This is a genomic window from Pseudomonas graminis, from assembly GCF_001705435.1.
GTDB lineage: Bacteria > Pseudomonadota > Gammaproteobacteria > Pseudomonadales > Pseudomonadaceae > Aquipseudomonas > Aquipseudomonas graminis_B.
The window spans coordinates 132,614-150,694 of sequence record NZ_MDEN01000069.1; the positions used below are offsets into that span (position 1 = coordinate 132,614).

The 18,081-nt window shown below is 58.9% G+C and carries 12 protein-coding genes; 2 read left to right on the top strand and 10 right to left on the bottom strand.

What is annotated here, in order from left to right; all coding sequences use genetic code 11:
* Window positions 1–3: 3 nt before the first annotated feature.
* The 10 genes from BBI10_RS22715 to yaaA form a co-directional block, all read right to left on the bottom strand.
* Entirely contained in the window at window positions 4–1,566 is a 1,563-nt protein-coding gene (locus BBI10_RS22715; RefSeq protein ID WP_065991926.1) for an MBOAT family O-acyltransferase, read from the bottom strand.
* A 185-nt stretch (window positions 1,567–1,751) separates the two neighbouring features.
* On the bottom strand, window positions 1,752–2,888 hold the full coding sequence (locus tag BBI10_RS22720; protein WP_065991927.1) for a mannuronate-specific alginate lyase: 1,137 nt from the start codon (window positions 2,886–2,888) through the stop codon (window positions 1,752–1,754).
* 7 nt (window positions 2,889–2,895) lie between these two features.
* Window positions 2,896–4,335: an alginate O-acetyltransferase gene (locus tag BBI10_RS22725; RefSeq protein ID WP_065991928.1), complete on the bottom strand. Its 1,440-nt coding sequence runs from the start codon at window positions 4,333–4,335 to the stop codon at window positions 2,896–2,898.
* 13 nt (window positions 4,336–4,348) lie between these two features.
* On the bottom strand, window positions 4,349–5,998 hold the full coding sequence (gene algG / locus BBI10_RS22730; RefSeq protein WP_083233237.1) for a mannuronan 5-epimerase AlgG: 1,650 nt from the start codon (window positions 5,996–5,998) through the stop codon (window positions 4,349–4,351).
* Window positions 5,999–6,025: 27 nt separating this feature from the next.
* Window positions 6,026–7,531 (bottom strand): alginate export family protein, encoded by a 1,506-nt coding sequence (locus BBI10_RS22735; protein WP_065991930.1) that lies wholly within the window; start codon window positions 7,529–7,531, stop codon window positions 6,026–6,028.
* Window positions 7,528–8,940: an alginate biosynthesis TPR repeat lipoprotein AlgK gene (algK, locus tag BBI10_RS22740; RefSeq protein ID WP_065991932.1), complete on the bottom strand. Its 1,413-nt coding sequence runs from the start codon at window positions 8,938–8,940 to the stop codon at window positions 7,528–7,530. The genes BBI10_RS22735 and algK overlap by 4 nt, the downstream gene beginning before the upstream one ends.
* Window positions 8,941–8,942: 2 nt before the next feature.
* Window positions 8,943–10,115 (bottom strand): alginate biosynthesis protein Alg44, encoded by a 1,173-nt coding sequence (locus tag BBI10_RS22745; RefSeq protein ID WP_065991934.1) that lies wholly within the window; start codon window positions 10,113–10,115, stop codon window positions 8,943–8,945.
* A gap of 53 nt (window positions 10,116–10,168) precedes the next feature.
* Window positions 10,169–11,650, bottom strand: coding sequence for a mannuronan synthase (gene alg8, locus BBI10_RS22750; RefSeq protein ID WP_065991936.1), 1,482 nt, complete (start codon window positions 11,648–11,650; stop codon window positions 10,169–10,171).
* Window positions 11,651–11,779: 129 nt separating this feature from the next.
* Window positions 11,780–13,096 carry a nucleotide sugar dehydrogenase gene (locus tag BBI10_RS22755; protein WP_065991938.1) on the bottom strand — a complete coding sequence of 439 codons (1,317 nt, stop codon included), beginning with the start codon at window positions 13,094–13,096 and terminating at the stop codon, window positions 11,780–11,782.
* Between the two features lie 997 nt (window positions 13,097–14,093).
* Window positions 14,094–14,873 (bottom strand): peroxide stress protein YaaA, encoded by a 780-nt coding sequence (gene yaaA / locus BBI10_RS22760; RefSeq protein ID WP_065991940.1) that lies wholly within the window; start codon window positions 14,871–14,873, stop codon window positions 14,094–14,096.
* A gap of 183 nt (window positions 14,874–15,056) precedes the next feature.
* On the opposite strand from yaaA, the gene BBI10_RS22765 reads away from it, so the two are divergent.
* Together BBI10_RS22765 and BBI10_RS22770 are read left to right on the top strand one after the other, a co-directional pair.
* Window positions 15,057–16,310 carry a polysaccharide deacetylase family protein gene (locus tag BBI10_RS22765; protein ID WP_083233238.1) on the top strand — a complete coding sequence of 418 codons (1,254 nt, stop codon included), beginning with the start codon at window positions 15,057–15,059 and terminating at the stop codon, window positions 16,308–16,310.
* Between the two features lie 315 nt (window positions 16,311–16,625).
* Window positions 16,626–18,020 carry a PhoH family protein gene (locus BBI10_RS22770; protein WP_065991946.1) on the top strand — a complete coding sequence of 465 codons (1,395 nt, stop codon included), beginning with the start codon at window positions 16,626–16,628 and terminating at the stop codon, window positions 18,018–18,020.
* Window positions 18,021–18,081: the final 61 nt, after the last annotated feature.

Genomic DNA, 18,081 nt, shown 5'->3' on the forward strand with positions numbered 1-18,081 from the left:
TCCTCAGAACTGGAAGTAAAGGAACGGCGAGAAACTGGCCGCCGAGAGTTTCAGGATCGATGCAACGAACATCAGCAGGATCAGCGCGCGCATGGCATAGCGCGACCAGTCGGCGGTCCAGTAGGCAGGCTGAACCTGCGCTTCGGTGCCGACGATGTAACCCGGTTGATGAATGCTGCCCGGCTTGTCGCCCGGCACGGCCTTGATCAGGCCAGGCTCGGCAGCGGCAGGGCCATCGGCCTGCACGGCTTTGTCGGTCGGCTTGGCCGGCGCACGGTTGCGGTAGAAATCACGCAGGCCAAAGAAGGCGAGGGTGATGTATGCCACGACCAGCGTTGCTACTTGCAGGCCGGTGAGGCTGGCGCGGTTGAGCTCCGACAGACCGAGATCGCTGAAGCTGAACATGGCGCCGTACATGCGGGCGGCAACGTGCAGGTTTTCCGAGCGGAAGATGACCCAGCCCATGACCACCAGCAGGAAGGTGAAGGCCCAGCGAACGACGTTGAATGTGCGTGGCGCAGTGTTAAGGCCGATGGCTTTTTCAATCGCCAGCCACACACCGTGCCAGGCACCCCAGACGATGTAAGTGATGTTGGCGCCGTGCCACAGACCACCCAGCAGCATGGTCAGGAACAGGTTGCGGTAGGTCGCGACTTTGCCGCCACGGTTGCCGCCCAGCGTGATGTACAGATAGTCACGCAGCCAGGTGGACAGGCTGATGTGCCAGCGACGCCAGAACTCGGTGATCGACTGACTGATGTAGGGCTGTTTGAAGTTTTCCATGAAGCGGAAACCCATCATCAGGCCCAGGCCGATGGCCATGTCGCTGTAGCCGGAGAAGTCGAAGTACAGCTGAGCGGTGTACGCCAGCGCGCCGAGCCAGGCGTCACCCGTGGTCGGGTTCTGCAGGGCAAAGCAATGGTCGGCGACCACCGCCAGCGTGTCGGCAATAAAGACCTTCTTGATGAAACCCTGCATGAACCGCGTGCAGCCTTCGGAGAACTTGTCGAGGGTGTGCGTGCGGTTGTTGAACTGGTCCACCAGGTCGCGGAAACGCAGCACCGGTCCTGCGATCAGGTGCGGGAAAATCGCCACAAATGCTGCGAAGTCGATGAGGTTGCGCGTCGCCGGGGTGTCCCCACGGTAGACGTCGATGATGTAGCTGATGGACTCGAAGATGTAGAACGAGATACCGATCGGCAGCAACACATGGGTGAGGATGAACGGCTCAAGACCGATCGACGTCATCATCGCGTTGATGCTGTCCACGCCGAAGTTGGCGTACTTGAAGTAGCCAAGGATGCCCAGGTCGACCACCACGCCGAGCAGCAGCCAGCGCTGTGCCGGTTTGGTTCTGACCCCGGCAGCGCCTACGCGCAGGCCGATCCAGTAGTTCCACAGCGTCACACCTGCGAACAGTGCCAGGAAGTCCACTCGCCACCACGCGTAGAACACGTAGCTGGCGACCAGCAGCAGCAGGTTGCGATAGCGTTGCCCGCTCAGGTAGTACAAGCCGAGAAACACCGGCAAGAACAGGAACAGGAACACGTTGGATGAGAAAACCATCCTTTACCTCTCCATTTGTCCAACATCAAGGGCCGAAGCCCCCCCAAACCCCCCACGAAAAATGGAGGGCCGAAACATGTTCGGGTTAACCCGGAACTACCCTGTGGGAGCGAGCTTGCTCGCGAATAAACGGGTGCCGCTCATGGCCCCTTCGCGAGCGAACTTGCCCCCACATCCCGCTGCGCTTACGAGCCGCCCTTATCACCCTTGTCATGCGTCGGGTCATAAGTGCGGGTCAGGTCGCCGCCGAGGCGGAAGTTCTTGAACGGTTGCATCTTGTGTTTCTGTTCAAGCACATCCGGGCCGCAGTCATACAGCGAGCAATACGGTTCCAGCCAGGCGAATTTCATGTCGGTTTTCAGGTCCGTCATGTCCTGCTTTTCGCCGTCACGTGCTGCGAATTCGCTGCCTGAATTCTTCACGCCAGCCAGGACGCGATCACCCAGACGCTTGAGCGCACCGTTGTTTTCCTGACGCAGATCGACACCGTTGGCCTGGGCGAAACTCGCGATCATCGCCAACGGCGGAAGCGCATAGTTGTGGTAGGCCAGCGCGCGTTGCTTGCGCTTGAGCTCGTTCGGCAGGAACCCTTGCGGGTCGATCTGGTTGGCGCCGATCTTGAATTCCTTCACGGCCCAATCGAACAGGTCCTGGCGATTGGTCGCCACTGCCGTGGACATCACGGCCCAGGCGGCCCAGTACGAGTGGTTATTGGTCTTCTCAAGCGGCAGATTGTTCCAGTCGCTGACCACGTGATCCGCCAGTTTGCTGAACCAGGCTTCGATGACCTGCGTCTCCTGCTGGCGGGTAGCCAGAGGGTGCGACTCGGAGAACTTCAGGCGCAGATAAGCGGACGACATGCTGCCCAGTGCCCATTTGCGCATCGACTTGCCGGTGTGGTTGAAGTCGGTGGACTCCAGCGCATCGGCCTTGGCCCAGGTGGTCAGCATGTTCAGCGCGCAATCGAGCTGTTCCGGGCGACCGTCACGCATGTACTGCATCACCACCTTGCTGGTGGCACGCTCCATGGTGGTGATGTCTTTGGTCGCATCACGGAACGCCTGGTCCGAAACCATGTTCAACGTTGCGCGGGCCTTGTCCGAGCCTTCGTATTTGCTGCGAAACTGCAGCGGACCGGTGTAAGGCTGCGGGATTGAGTCACAGCTGAACTTGCCCTGGCCTGTCTTGAATTTCTCGACACCTTCGTAGTAACCCTGCGGCGGCACGAGTGTCGACGCAGCGCTGGCGCCGGTGGCGAACAGTGCCGAGGACATCATCGCCAGCGACAGAAGGGTAGGGAGCATCAGTTTTGGAGTGTGCATAGGAGCCTCATAACCCGGCTTGCGCGGTTTGATGCGCGACATTCGGGAACACGTTGCGTTTGCATACTTTCGCTTCGACCTGCTGTGGCGCAGTGCCCGCTTCCGGACCCTGCACTTCCAGTGCGAGCAATTGCTGGTCAGCCCAGTCTTTGTCATCGCGCAGTTCGAAGGAGAAGCGCCCGTCGGTTTCAGATGTTTCAGGTTTTTCGATCTTCAAGTCTTCGTGGCGACCGTTCATGTACCAGAGGCGCGCCTGAAGGGTTTTCACCGAGTTGTCGGCGAACTTGATGTCGATCTGATTACTGCCGTTGCGCACATCCTTGATGCCGTTTTTGCCGTTGACCAGCAACTCGTTGATCCCTGGTTTGAGGGTGGTGCTAGTGCTCATGATTGCCGGCTTGCCTTCACAGCCGTTGTCCAGCAGCGACATCATCTGGCGATAGATGGTCTCCTGGTCGAGGCGATAAAGCGGCGAGAATTCCCAGATGAGAATCTTCGGTGGGTGTTTCTGGAAGTCTTCGCTGCCCAGGTACTGCAGCATCGAACCTTCAAGGCCGCCGCCCGGGAAGGCGACGTTCAGCACATCAGCACCAATGTATTCCTGCAAAAAGCCGGCAAAGTTGTAGTTCTTGCCGCTGTGACTGGTACCGACCAGGGTGATTTCCGGGTTGCCGGAGTCACCAAACAGGTCGCCGTCGGCTGCTTCGCCTTTGGGTTCCGTCTCAAACTGGTCCATGTACTGGATGGCATAGCTCGTGCCGCACAATTGACCGGCCATATTGTGAAGAGTGCCCTTCTTGCCCATGCGACCTGACAAATGGGTCTCGAATTCACGGCGCGGAACGCCGGCAAAGGCCTGCATCTTCTTCACGGAATCAGCGACGATTTTAGCCGTGCGCTGAGCGCCGTACGGCGTCCAGTGCTGGTCACCGCGGAAGTAGAAATCGTGGGCCTGTTGCTCGTTGGTCAACGGCGACAGGTCCGGCACGGTGTAGCCCATTTTTGCGAAACGACCGAGCATGGCCTGGTAGTTGCGCAGTGCGGTGTTGTAGTCGAACTTGTCGCGTTCGGCCGGGAACAGCTTGTTGCGATCAACCAGCCCGCGGGTGGGTTGGTACACGACCACCAGCTCTACACCCTTGCTCTTGAAGGCGTCGTGCAGCATTTGCATGCGGCGATAGCCTTCAGGCGTGGTATCGAATTCGGTGCGCAGGTCTTCACGGGTCCGGAACAGCCAGTCGCCCTGGGCCTGAACCAGCGTGGTGAAGTTCTGCTGATAGCGGCTGACGTAGTTTTTTTCGTCATGCGCTTCTGGGCACAGACTGCAGCAAGGCTCGGCAGTGAAGGTCGGGGCTGTGGTGTCCGCTGCATACGCGCCATTGCTGGCGGCGAACAGTGCAGCGGTCAGGCCCGAGAGGCTGAGCAGTTTGATCAAATGTGCGTGCATAGAAATATCTTCCTCAGTCCCGGAGTTGTTTCTGGCTTTCGACCGGGTCGATCAACACGGCTTTCTGTTGGCGCACCAGCAGATCGAGGATTTCGTCCTGACGATCGCCCAGTACACCGTTGAAGCTGATCCCGCTGGCTTTGGTCGGTGCAAGCATCGACACCTTGTACAGCTCGACGCTCAGAGGCGAGTCGATGGACAGGGGGCCTGAACCGTTGGAGGTCAGTTCGCCGCCGACCATGATCAGCGAGACTTCGGCATCGAATGGATCGAGCTTGATGTCGCGGTCAGTGTCAGACAGGTCCTTGATGTGGCCGTAAACGCCCATCAAACCGTTACCGATGGCCAGGTTTTCGTACAGCTTGATGTTGGTGCTGTTGCGAACCCGGATGCCGTGACGCTTGTTGGCGAACACACGGTTACCCCACAGCAGGTTGTCGGCACTCTCATACAAGGTGATGCCATCGGTGTGGTTGCGGTAGATCTCGTTGTACGCCACCAGGTTGTTCACGCTGTTACGGTCAAGGACGATGCCGGACAGGTGGTTGTCGTAGCTTTTGTTGTTGATGATGAAGCTGTCGTTCACCTCACGGGAGACGATGATCCCGTGCTTTTTCTTGGTCCCGTACACCGTGTTTTCGGCAATGATCAGACCGTGGGAACGGTCATGGGGGTCGATGCCGTAGATGATGTTGTCGTGGTAGGTGCTGCCCTTGACCACGAAGTCACGGGTTTCATAGCAGTAGAAGCCGTACCACATGTCCGAGAATTCAGAGTTGACGATCCAGCCGGTTGGCTCGGCGCGATTCATCTGAGCCTTCATGTTCGGCGTGTACTGGGAAATACTGATCCCGTACGACTTGCTGTTGTTGTAACCCAGGCTCGCCACTTTGGTGTTGAACATGTAGGTCTGCGTACCGCCCCAGGACAGCAGGAACGGACGGAATTCCTTCGGCGCCTTGAACGTCGACGGGCCGTTGGATTTCTCGCTCCAGCCGGTCAGTTTGGTGTCCGACATGAACAGCAGGTTGTCGTTGACCAGAAACGCACCGGCGTCCTGAGACAGGCGCAGTTCGGTGGTTTTCTTGTCGACTTCGAGGATGCCGTTCTTGCCCACGACGATCGGCAGACGAGCCAGGAACACGCCCGGCGAGGTCTCGCTCAGGTACTGTTTAGGCACCTTTTTCGCGAGGTCCTGCAACGTCATGTAGCCGTCTTCGATGAAGATGGCCTGGGGAATGCCGTGCTGACGGGCTACCCATTCGGCCATCTTGTTGTCACCGCCGATGAATTCCTTCAGCGAGTCTTCCTGCATCATGCGTTTGATCGCGACCTTGCCCGGCTTGCTGCGCACGATCTTCTTCTGCATGGCCTGCTCGGTGTAACCCGAGAGGTCAGGCAGCTTGGGCTTGTCCATCAACAGCGGTTCGATGGGCGGGCTGCTGATGGTGTAGGTCTTGGCCTGATGCAGGCCCTTGACCACCACTTCCTTGTCATCCGCCGGATGCGCCGCAGGGGCAGGAACCGGCAACGGGTTGTTGGCCATGGCCGCAGTGCTGGAGAGCAGCATGACGCTGCTCAACACTGCGCATTTCAGCACAGAGCTTTCCAGCAAGGCATGCGGCCATGCCCGGTGACGCAATCTGCTTGATTGACTGTTCATCTCATTGCACTCCTATCGCGGCTTGCATCAGAAGCGCCAGATGACGTCGACGATGGCGCGGTGCATGTAATCATCTACACCGCTGTGATACGCATCGCCCGGTTTGAACACGCCTGCACGCAGACGAATCAGCGCCGACGGTTCGTCGAACGACTGGCTCACCGCAGCAGGCAGCAGGCCTTGCTTGAAGTACTTGGTGACGACGAGGTCCATTTCCTGGCCCAGGTCCTTGCGGCCGTCTTCAAGCGGCAGCGAGGCGAATGTGCTGACGCCATCGGAGTCGACATTTTCCTGAGCCGGGTTGATACCCGCGCCGCCGATGCCCGAATGGCCGTCGACACGACGGAACTTGTGGTAGATCAGCGAGGCGTCGTACTCGTCCTGCATCTGCCACGAAGCGAACAGCGAGCCGGACTCTACGTTGGCCATTTCGCCCTGGAACGCTTCACCGAAGCGATGCACGCGCGAGCGGGTACCGGTCCAGTTCGAGCGGTTGCTTTCCAGACCGTTCTGCTCGTAGTTCTTGCTGGCACGGGAGTAGGCGCCGCCCACTTGCCACATCGGATCCAGACGGAAACGCAGGCCCAGGTCGGTCGCCCAGCCGTTGACGTTTTCGCTGTTCTTCTCACCGGCCACGTACTGATCGCCAATGGCGTCATAGGTGGTGCCGATGCGGTCACGATCGCCGGTCAGCCAGGTCAGGCTGCCCCAATAGTTGACGGTGTTCAGGTTGCGGTAGTTGTACGCATCGCTGTTGGCCTGCAGACCCAGCCAGGTCAGGTCGCCACGCGAAGTCTTGTCCAGGTCGTCGATGGCCGAGCCCTGTTGTTTCAGGCTGCCGCCGTCATGACTGTGGTGCGCACGAACGCCTGCCCACTGGCCCGGCGTCCACTGGTATTCCACGTCGCCATAAAGGTGCGAGCGATCCTTGTCCTGTGCCGACAGTTCGGTCAGGTCGGTGCGGTATTCGCTGAAGCGCTGGGCGGCGCCCACTTCTGCCTTGAGCAGGGTGGTGTCGAAGGTCCAGTTCACCGCTTCGATGTTGGTGTCGTGCCACTGACCATCGTCATTGCGCAGACGCTGACGGCCGACTTTCAGGATCTCGCCGGGGTAGGGCGTGAAACCGCTGTAGCCGATCCAGAACTCACGCAGGGCCGCGTAGCTGTCATCGACTTTGCGGCTGTTCGACGTGCTGCGCGAGCGCTGGGCGCTTTGGCCGTTTGCGTCGGTGACCTGCTGGTCCAGCGGGTCGGTCTGGATGGTGTCGGTCGCGGTGACGACCTGGCCCATCGCGTAACCGCTCCAGTTGCCCCACTCGCCATACGCCCACGGACGCAGATCCAGACCGACACCGTTGACGTCGCCACCGCTGCGGGTGCCGAGGTCACGGTCGTCTTCCATCTGGCCGGTCGCTTTGACTTCGATGCCGAAATTCTGAGTGTCGGTCAGGGCGGCCAGTGTCGGCGTGGCCCAGATCAGGGAGAAGCCCAGGCCGAATCCGGCCGCCATCAGAGGGTTCAACTTAAGCTTCATAGAGGTGCGTCCCCGCCGTCTTTTTCTTCTTGCAGTGTCTGCAAGGCCAACGCGTTTTGCGCGGTTGTGCCGCGGACCTGCTGTTCTCGCTGGAGAAGACTCTGCGCCTGGGCGCGCTTCTCAGGCGGCAATTGTTCGTTCAGTTGTTGCGCAAGATCCGTCGCTTGCGGTGTGCCCTGGGCCAGTGCGAGCTGGCCGAAGACCCATGCGTTGACCGGATCAGGCTTGATACCTTTGCCTTGCGAGAACAACTGCGCGAGGGCGAAGTCGGCGCTGTTCTGGCCACCGCGTGCGGAGGTCAGCAACTGGTCGACCGCTTTCTGCGGGTCTGGATGGCCCAGATAGCCCCGGCGATACAGCTGACCCAGGTAGTAATGCGCGGAGATTTGCGTCGCAGCCGCCTTGGTCAGGTGCTCTTCGGCTTTCTTCGCATCCGGCAAGACCAGCTTGCCTTCGTAATACAGCTTGCCCAGCAGCAGCTCGGCGCGGGGTTGATCCGCAGCACGGCCGTTGTCCAGGTATTCCATCATCTTGTTGACGTCACCCAGCTCGGGGAAGTCGTACAGCAATTGCGCCAGGCTGACCCAGGAAGCGGGGTAACCGGGGGCAACTTTCTCCAGCAGCGACTGCGCGGTCTTTTCGTCCGGCTTGCCGAGGGTCGAATCCGCCAGCACGCGAGCGACGCTGTCGACCCGCATGGCAGGCACGCTGCCCATCGCGTAGCCGCTTTGCATCTGCTCGATCAGCGCCGCCTGTTTGTCGGCTTCGCCGCGCTTCTGATAGACCGTCGCCAGCTCGGTGTAGCAAACGTCAGTGGTGCGCAACGCTTGCTTGCAGATGCTTTCGACTTCAGCCAGATGCTGGTCGTAGGTGCCCTGGGTGCGATACAGCAGCACTTGGGCCAGACCCGCTTCCGGGTAACCGGTCGCGCGCCATTCGTTGATCTTCTGCTGCGCATTCACGTTCGGGAACGTGTGCGGGTACTGCAGATAGAGCATCGCCAGCGGGATCAGCGTGCCGGCTTCGCCATTGGCGAAGGCCTTCTTCAACAGACCTTCGGCTTCACGTTGCTCGGCTTCGGTGGAGTTCGGCTTGACCGCCAGCAACTTGCCCAGACGCGATTGCGCCCGAGGCGAAGTGGCGGCAGCAGCGCGATACGTTGCCTCGGCCTGCTTGATCAGCTCGGGGTCGCGAGTACCCACCTGGATGTCCGCAAGGCCGACCTGCGCATCGCTATAGCCCAGGTCCGCCAGTTGCCGATAGTTTTGCTCCGCCATCGCGGTGTCGCCGCGTTTCAGGGCTTCGTTGGCCAGGCGCTGATCGGGCAGGCCGGCACAGCCGCCCAAACCGATAGCGATCGCCAGGCTCAACACTGTAGGGGCTGACAAGCTTCGTAGTGGGCTAGCCATGTTTAGAAACCTGCCGCCGTGGCTTTATCGATCAACCAGTTCAGCGACGGGCCGCGGGTGCTTACCACTTCAACCGGACGACCTGCCAGGCTGCTGTTGATGGCTTCGTCAGGCTGGATCTGAACGCGGATGTCGGAAGACAGGTCAGCAGGGCTCAGAGCCGTGGCGCTGACGATCTTGCCGCTGTGGTCGCCGTCTTCGCCGGCAACCTGGAAGGTCACGCGAGCGCCCGGCTGTACATCGGCGAACTGACGGTAGGTGAAGCGAGCATCGACATTGGCGGCAACGTTGCGCGGGACCATCTGGAAGATGACCTGACCTTTGCTTGCGTACTGACCGTCGGCGACCAGTTGCTTGGCCACGACGCAATCGCACGGGCTGGTCATGGTGCCGGCCAGTTGACGACCAAACAGCTCTTCGATTTTGGCCGGCTGCATTTCGTCCGGGTCCAGGTTGCCTTTCAACATGTCCAGCATGCTGGTGTTGAAAGTCGCCAGCGGAGCGCCTTTGGCGACGTTGCCGTTTGGCGTTACCAGGCTGGTCACGGTGCCTTCACGAGGCATGGTGACATCCAGGCTAGGGACGCTGACCAGGCCCGAGGTGGAGTGGCTGACGAAGTACATGCCGTAGACCGATTTCGCGACGAAGCCGAACGCAATCAAACCGACAGCGAAGATACCGACGCTGAAGGTCACGGCGCGCAGGCGACCGAAGGCGCTCAGGCCGCTGCCGCCGTCTTTGGATTTGCGGGCCTTGGTGAAGTTGTCGCGCTGCAGGGTAGCCAGCACTTCGCCCATGCTGATGAGGTCGCCCGACAGGTGCGAAGTGATCAGGTGACGCAGCGTCGAGATGTCTTGGGATTCCAGATTCTGGAACTGGCAGCCGACACGGCCGGTGCTCGAATCGATGGTGCGCACTTGCAGGTCAACGTCCATTGCCAGACCGAGGTTGTCGATCAGGAACTGCAGACGACCCTTGATGACTTCACCGACGCCTGGACGCAGGTTGGCAGGAGCGACAAAGCTCAGACCGCCTGCGGAAAGGTCTTCGACACGCACCAGCGGGGCGTTCGGCTGACCATTGAGCAGTCGCAGTTTGGCCGGGATCTTGACCCGTGCGTGCTGACGCTGGGCTTCGGATTCATGTACGACATTGGCATTCACGGCTGTATTCATGGTGGTAATTCCTGATTAATCGAGTTGATCCATTGTTTCGGTCAAAGGCCCGGTCAGACCATTGTCAGCAGCACGGCAACGAAGATGCTGCCAGCCGAGAAAGTCATGGTCCGCGACGACCAGGTGTTGAACCAACCCTGGAAGCTGGCCATGTCGCGGCTCAGTTTTGTGTCCTGTCGGGTCCAGGACTGTCGGTCGAGACGGAAGAAGACGTAAATCTTCATCAGTGCGCCGACGATCTGGTTGTAATAGAGAATCATCGGATACGCCGGCCCGATCTTGTGCCCGCTGCACGACAGCAGCAGGGTCAGGATAAGACGGGTGATACCGATCCACAGCAGGTACGCCAGCAGGTATTCGATGCCGAACTTGAGGCTTGCCAGCATGGCAACGGTCAGGCCGAGGATCGATGTCCACATCGATACGCGCTGGTCGAACAGCACGATGCTGGTGAAGACCCCAAGACGACCGAAGCCCAGACCCAGCGCACGGGAGTTCTGCCGAAGGTTGTTGCCGTACCAGCGATACATCAGCTTGCGGCTGGCTTTCAGGAAGCTCTTTTCCGGCGGGTGTTCAACGGTGTTGATGGCGGCATCCGGCACGTAGAACGTGTCGTAGCCCAGGCGCATCAGGCTGAACCAGCTGGACTTGTCGTCGCCGGTCAGGAACTTGAAGCGGCCCAGACGCCAGTGCTGCAGCGAATCGCTTTCCACGTCAGCGATGAACATCGGGTCCGTCACCACGGTGGCGCGGAACACCGACATACGGCCGGTCATGGTCAGCACGCGCTTGGACAGCGCCATCGAGCACATGTTGATGTGACGCTGAGCGAAACGCAGCTTGTGCCACTCGCTCATGATGTAGCCGCCGCGTACTTCACAGAATTCGTTGGTGGTCAGGCCGCCGACGTTGCCGAACAGCTGGAACCACGGAACTGTTTTCTGCACCACGCCTTCAGCGAGAACGGTGTCGCCGTCGATCACCGCAACGACGGAGCGGTCGTCCGGCATGTGGCGGGAGATGGCGCGGAAACCGAACGCCAGACCATCACGCTTGCCGGTACCGGCGATGCGCACGAAGTCGAGCTTGACGTGCTCCGGCGGGTTGTACTTGGCCCACAGTGCCTTGACCAGCAGCTCGTCGGACATTTCCACCAGGGAGCACACGATGGTGGTCGGGAAGCCGCAGTTGATGGCTTCGCGAATCACCGAGCTGTACACCTGAGCGGTGGTCAGCGCATCGATACGAAAGCTGGTGACCATCAGGAACACGTGGGACGGATCGGCTGCCTTGCCCAGCTTGCGCACTTTGCGGCGCAGGTGCGGGTAGACGATGTACAGGAAGATCATGCCGCGCACGAAGTGCGTTGCGCCCATCGAGTAGCGCCAGATGCCGACGATACCGATCAGGAAAATGAAATCTTTGGAGTGCGAGTCAAACAGCGATGCAGGCAGCGCCATGGCAATGGCAGCCAGCAAAGTTAGATAAAACAGCCAACCTGCGGCCTGGAGGAAGCCGTGCTTCAGCCTTTGCATAGTGTGTATCCCTAAGTCAGTTGCAACCTCAAGCCGCAAGCTTCAAACCTCCCGTCGCAGGCGCTGACGCCCGGGACGGGAGGGATGAAGCCTGAAACTTGCAGCTCGTGGCTTGCAGCTCGCTGTGTGTTACCAGCAGATACCTTCGATTTGACCGTTTTCGGTGGTGGTGCCTTTCATGAAGCCCACCAGGTCAATCACACGCTTGCCGGCTGGCGCGTTGTTGGCGAGTGCACGGAAGCGCTCGTCGCGGTTACCCAGGATGATCACGTCGGAGTTGTTGATGACCGCGTCGAAGTCCGAGTTCAGCAGGGACGAAACGTGCGGGATCTTGGACTCGATGTAGTCCTTGTTGGCGCCGTGAACGCGAGCGTATTCGACGTTGCTGTCGAAGATGCTCAGGTCGTAGCCTTTACCGATCAGCATTTCTGCCAGCTCGACCAGTGGGCTTTCGCGCAGGTCATCGGTACCGGCCTTGAAGCTCAGACCCAGCAGGGCAACTTTGCGAGTGTCGCTGGCAGCAACGATGTCGAAAGCGTTCTGAACCTGGGAAACGTTGCTGCGCATCAGGGAGTTGAGCAGAGGTGCTTCAACGTCCAGAGTGCTGGCGCGGTAGGTCAGGGCGCGGACGTCCTTTGGCAGGCAGGAACCGCCGAAAGCGAAGCCTGGGCGCATGTAGTACTGCGACAGGTTCAGAGCCTTGTCCTGGCAGACCACGTCCATCACTTCGCGGCCGTCGACGCCGACTGCCTTGGCGATGTTGCCGATTTCGTTGGCGAAAGTGACCTTGGTCGCGTGCCATACGTTGCAGGTGTACTTGATCATTTCGGCAACGGCGATGTCCTTGCGGATGATCGGTGCGTCGAGTTCTTCGTACAGGGATTGCAGAACGTCACCGGACGCCTTGTCGAATTCGCCGATAACGGTCATCGGAGGATGGTCGTAGTCAGCGATCGCGGTGCTTTCACGCAGGAATTCAGGGTTGACCGCGACACCGAAGTCAACGCCGGCTTTCTTGCCCGAGCAGTCTTCGAGGATCGGGATGACAACGTTTGCGACGGTACCTGGCAGAACGGTGCTGCGCACGACGATGGTGTGACGGGTGCTCTTGTCACGCAGTACGAAGCCGATTTCGCGGCAGACCGATTCAATGAAGTCCAGCTCCAGATCGCCGTTCTTCTTGCTTGGCGTGCCAACGCAGATCATCGACAGGTCAGTGTCGCGGATCGCTTCGGAGAAGTCGGTGGTGCCACGCAGTTTGCCGGTCTTGATGCCGGTTTCCAGCAACTCGCCCAGACCTGGCTCAACGATTGGCGACTTGCCTTTGTTGATCAGATCGATCTTGGCAGCGGAGATGTCCACGCCAACAACATCATGACCACGCGCCGAGAGGCAGCCTGCGCAGACTGCACCGACATAGCCCAAACCAAAGATGCTGATACGCATAGTAATCTCCTCAATGTTTACGCCATTAGTTGGCCGAATATAAAAACTGTCTTACAACTTTTCGCGCACTCGTACGCACGGCAAATGAATGTCGCGTGACAAGCACAGGCAGAATTAAGGGTGAGTTACCTGGATGAAAGGTAAACCCGAATGTTACAGATCAAAAGTGTCGAGTAGCCCATACATATTTATATAGGTTCCCGATCTGGGATGTGGCAGGCACTCCGACGGATGATTTGCGCGTCATGCTCAGGCGATCAAGGGCAAGGCTTTTGGCCGTCTCCCGATGAATCTGCCCCGATTCACGACTGCGGGCACCCGAATGGTGCTAGCTCAATTCACTTCAACTAGTTTGGTGCGTGACTCCTTGTACGTACCACTTGACCCATGGGTCTAACTTCGTTGAGAAGCAACTTCCAGATCTGTCCATGTGCCATGTAAGAGATGTCCTACATGGGGGACGAGAATTGTTACGGGATGTAGGAGCGTGGGCAATCCCCATAAGTTCCGGGCCGCTCGTCCTCTTTTTGAGATTTTTCGTAACACTCGGTGCTTTCTGGCGGGATCCAGCGGGCTGGCGATCAAGGTTTGAGCCTTAGTTTATAAGGCTTTGGCCGGCCTGCAGGGTGGGGTGTCACTAGTTCAAATTCACGACCCGAAATCTGCAAAAAAAGTTGTTAATTTTTTGAGAAAAAAAAGAACCGTTAGTTTTCGACTGTTAGTTGGCGCCAATTAGCTGTCAGCACTACCGTTCGTCCGTGCAAACTGTAGCTTATGAACTAAGTAAGTGTGGGAATTTGCGAACAGAGTCACTGTTTTTGTTTGCTTTCGGTTGGATGGACAGACGCATTCGAATGATGGTGTTTGCCTGCTCGCACTAAAATCACGAGAAATGTGCGCTGAGCAGTGCACTGAAGTAGGGATGAAATGGCGTCGCGATGCCCGTCATTGGTTGAAGACGGGCAGGCATTTGGTCGCAGGAAAGGGCAGGTGCCAATCAGGCATCTTGCTCATCGCGCAGGAAAATGAGCTTGTCCGGGGAGGACAGTTCTTTGCTGTATCGATAGCCGTGGGCATCGAACTGGGCCAGGTCTTTGGGCTTGCTGATGCGCTCGGAAATGACGAAGCGGGTCATCATGCCCCGTGCTTTCTTGGCATAGAAGCTGATGATCTTGTACTGGCCGTTTTTCTGGTCGCGGAACTCGGTTTCGATCACGCGGGCATTAAGTGCCGGCCGCTTGACCGCCGAAAAGTACTCGTTCGACGCGAGGTTAAGCAGCACGTCGTCGCCTTGTTCTTTCAGCGCATCGTTCAGCCACTCGCTGATGCGGTCGCCCCAGAATGCATAAAGATCCTTGCCCCTGGCGTTCGCCAGTTTTGTGCCCATTTCCAGCCGATACGGTTGCATCAGGTCCAGGGGGCGCAGCAATCCATAGAGCCCGGACAACATGCGCAGGTGCTTCTGGGCGTAAGTCAGATCGGGTCCGCTCAGTGTGTCGGCGTCGAGCCCTGTATACACATCGCCCTTGAATGCCAGCAGCGCCTGTTTGGCGTTTTTGGGGGTGAACGCCGGATCCCAGCTGCCGAAGCGGGCGGCATTGAGGCCCGAGAGCTTGTCGGACAGGTGCATCAGCTCGCCGATCTGCGCGGGGGTCAGGTCGCGCAGCTGGCTGATGAGCTCCTGAGAATGATCCAGAAATTGCGGCAGGGTATGGCGCTTGGTGGTAGGCGGCGTTTCGAAATCGAGGGTTTTGGCTGGGGAAATCACCATCAGCATGGGCAGGTCTCCTTTAATCGTCGGGCGATTCTAGGGGTTGCGTGAGGTTCACTCCAGCTATGGTGTCGATAGGCGCAATCCTACGGAAGCCGTGCCCGAATCCGGCCATCTGGCCCTGGGCAAATCCGCTATAGTGCCTCGCCGGTTTTCGGCCTCTTTATCAAGGATTGGGAGCACGTCGTTTTGCGCATGCTGTTATTGATCGGAGCCTGTTTGCTGGGGCTCAACGCACAGGCGGCCACGGGGGATATCGCGATGCTGGATCGCGCAGTCTGGCCGGAGGCTCTGGAAACGCCGCAGCTGTTCGACGTCGCTTCTCGCGCCCAGATTCTCAGCTTCGCCCATCAGTTGCTGGAAAGCGAAAAGCTCAGCGATGCCCAGCTGAGTGCGCGCCTGGGGCTGCGCCAGATCAACCTGCCGACGGTGAACCTGATCCGCACACGGTTGTGGACGCGCCTGTTCGAGAACTGGACATTCGCTGAAAAAACCTGTGAAGCCGACGCCTCGTTCTGCGTGCTGGTCGACGACGTGCCGATGCTGCGTCAGCGCGCCGCCGAATACAAAGTGGCCGATGATTCCTTCTATGCGCAGTGGGCGGCGCCGGCCGATGCCTTCAGCCAGCGTTATCTCAACGAACTGTTGCGCATGGCCGCCCTGTTCCCGCAGACCAGCAGCGAGATCGAGCGCTATAACTCCGACGAACTCAGCGGCGAAGAAATGCCGGACCGGACCTTCCTGCTCAATTTCGAGAGCGGTCCGACGGTTGCTGATGGGGCCACGGACTGGCTGGCTGACTTCATGCGCCAACAGAAGATCACCGCGACCTTCTTCGTCCTGGGCAAAAGCCTGCAAAGTCGTCTCGACAGCACTTCAGCGCCAGCGCTGCAAAACGTCTACCGGCAGCAATGCGTCGGCCTGCAAGGCTGGGAGTTCAGGTCCCATGCCCACTGGCGCGACTGGCAAGACTCCATCCAGCGCACGGCCGCGCTGATTCAGCAGGTGTTGCCGGACAATTTCGTGCCGCTGTTCCGTCCGCCTTACGGGCATCGTCGTGCCGACAGCGCGCCGTTCTTCCGCGATCAGCAGCTGCGGGTGTCGCTGTGGAACATCGATTCCCAGGACAGCACCGGACGCATCAGCGCCGAGCAGGCTGCCAACCGGGTGCTGACGCTGATGCTGCTGTGGCGGCGCGGCAATGTGGTGTTTCATGACAGCACGGACAAGCCGCAACAGGCGGTCCCATGGCTGATGGCCAATACCGCGCAAAGCGGTGTGATCTGGGAGGATTGCCATATTTATCCGCAGCAGTTGGCGGACGAAGAAGATGTGCCGGATGAGGAAGATGACACGCCAGACGATGACGCCGCAGAAGAGCCCGCCGAGCAGCCGGGTGCAGCGACAGATCAGACGGCGCCGGCCGCGAAAGAAAAGGAATAGAGAGGGGGAGATGTCGGAAATTTCTGAGGATTTATCCCAGACCGGACTTCCGACTTTAAACGCGGTTGCCCCATCCGCCAAGGCCTAATTCGCCCCCTGAAAAATAAACTTCAAAAAGCGCTGAAACGCGTTTTTATGTCATCGGTTTTGCGGTATTACGACAACAGACCGCCGAACCCTGCAACACAGGTGGCGTCATTCCAGACCCCACTTTGCGCAATTTTCTCCTGCCTCAAGGGGAAAGCCTCGGCGGCCTTTTCGTGACGCAACATCGCTGTGTGTTGCGCCACCCGGCTACTACAAAGGTGAGCGAGTATGGATGACCACGGACGCACCCCTTCCTCTAACCAGCCAATCCTTTACGTGCTCGATACCAACGTATTGATCCATGATCCAAACGCGCTTCTGAATTTCGAAGAACACCACGTTGCACTCCCCATGACGGTCCTCGAAGAACTGGACAAGCTCAAGGCGGGCAAGCACTCGGTGGCTGCCGAATGTCGGCAGGCGATCCGTTTGATTGACAAGACACTCGGCGAAGCGACCCCGGAGGAGGTCGAAAAAGGCGTACCGATCGATCGCGGTACAGGTGTTTTCAAGGGCTATCTGTCCATCCTCATGAACAAGCGGCAAGAGCCCAACCGGGTGCTGCCCGACAACCTCAATGACAACATCATCATCAATCAGTTGATTGACCTGCATGCGCGGAAAAAGGACACGCGCATCGTATTGGTCACCAAAGACATCAACATGCGCCTCAAGGCACGTGCCTGCGGCATCGAGGCCGAGGATTACAGCACCGACCAACTGGTCGACGACGTGTCGATGCTGTCCCGCGGCTACCACACCATGACCGGCTCTTTCTGGGACCGGGTGAGCAAGGTCGATACCCGCCAGGATCACGGCCGTACCTGGCACAAAGTGCAGATGATCGAGCAGATTCCGTCTGTGCACATCAACGAATTCATCATCGATGAGCAAGGCTTCGTCGGTTGGGTCAAAGGCGTCAAGCCAGATGAGTTGCTGTTGCTGGACATGCATCAAGAGCCGCTGCTGCATCAGGAAGCATGGGGGCTGAAGCCGCGCGACATCTATCAAGGCCTGGCGCTATTCGCGCTGCTCGATCCGGACATTCATCTGGTCAACCTGTCCGGCGCGGCCGGTTCGGGCAAGACCATTCTCGCCCTGGCCGCTGCCATCGAGCAGACCATGGTCAGCAAGCGTTATCGCCGCATCATCGCCACCCGCAGCGTGCAGGGCCTCGACCAGGAGATCGGTTTTCTGCCCGGCACCGAAGCAGAAAAGATGGAGCCATGGCTTGGCGCGATCACCGACAACCTGGAAGCGTTGCACATGGACGATGAAAACACCCATGGCAGCGTCGATTACATCCTGAGCAAGGTGCCGCTGCAGTTCAAATCCCTCAACTACATTCGTGGCCGAAGCTTCCAGCAGAGCCTGATCCTGATCGATGAATGCCAGAACCTCACGCCGCACCAGATGAAAACCATCATCACCCGTGCCGGCGCCGGTTCAAAGGTGGTCTGCCTGGGCAACCTGGCGCAGATCGACACCCCTTATCTGTCGGCCACCAGTTCGGGGCTGACCTACCTGACGGAGCGTTTCAAGGACTTCCCCAACGGTGTGCACATCAGTCTGCAAGGTGTTCCACGCTCGATCCTGGCTGAATACGCGGAGAGCCATTTGTAACGTGACATCAGCTTCAAGCGTCTAGCCTCAAGCTGCAAGCCGACGGTCCGCTTAAGGTCGT

Coding starts and splice junctions, on each gene's coding strand:
- BBI10_RS22770 (WP_065991946.1), top strand. CDS start 16,626: ATGGATGACCACGGACGCACCCCTTCCTCTAACCAGCCAATCCTTTAC.
- algK (WP_065991932.1), bottom strand. CDS start 8,940: ATGGCTAGCCCACTACGAAGCTTGTCAGCCCCTACAGTGTTGAGCCTG.
- BBI10_RS22755 (WP_065991938.1), bottom strand. CDS start 13,096: ATGCGTATCAGCATCTTTGGTTTGGGCTATGTCGGTGCAGTCTGCGCA.
- BBI10_RS22735 (WP_065991930.1), bottom strand. CDS start 7,531: ATGAAGCTTAAGTTGAACCCTCTGATGGCGGCCGGATTCGGCCTGGGC.
- yaaA (WP_065991940.1), bottom strand. CDS start 14,873: ATGCTGATGGTGATTTCCCCAGCCAAAACCCTCGATTTCGAAACGCCG.
- BBI10_RS22725 (WP_065991928.1), bottom strand. CDS start 4,335: ATGCACGCACATTTGATCAAACTGCTCAGCCTCTCGGGCCTGACCGCT.
- BBI10_RS22745 (WP_065991934.1), bottom strand. CDS start 10,115: ATGAATACAGCCGTGAATGCCAATGTCGTACATGAATCCGAAGCCCAG.
- algG (WP_083233237.1), bottom strand. CDS start 5,998: ATGAACAGTCAATCAAGCAGATTGCGTCACCGGGCATGGCCGCATGCC.
- BBI10_RS22715 (WP_065991926.1), bottom strand. CDS start 1,566: ATGGTTTTCTCATCCAACGTGTTCCTGTTCCTGTTCTTGCCGGTGTTT.
- BBI10_RS22720 (WP_065991927.1), bottom strand. CDS start 2,888: ATGCACACTCCAAAACTGATGCTCCCTACCCTTCTGTCGCTGGCGATG.
- alg8 (WP_065991936.1), bottom strand. CDS start 11,650: ATGCAAAGGCTGAAGCACGGCTTCCTCCAGGCCGCAGGTTGGCTGTTT.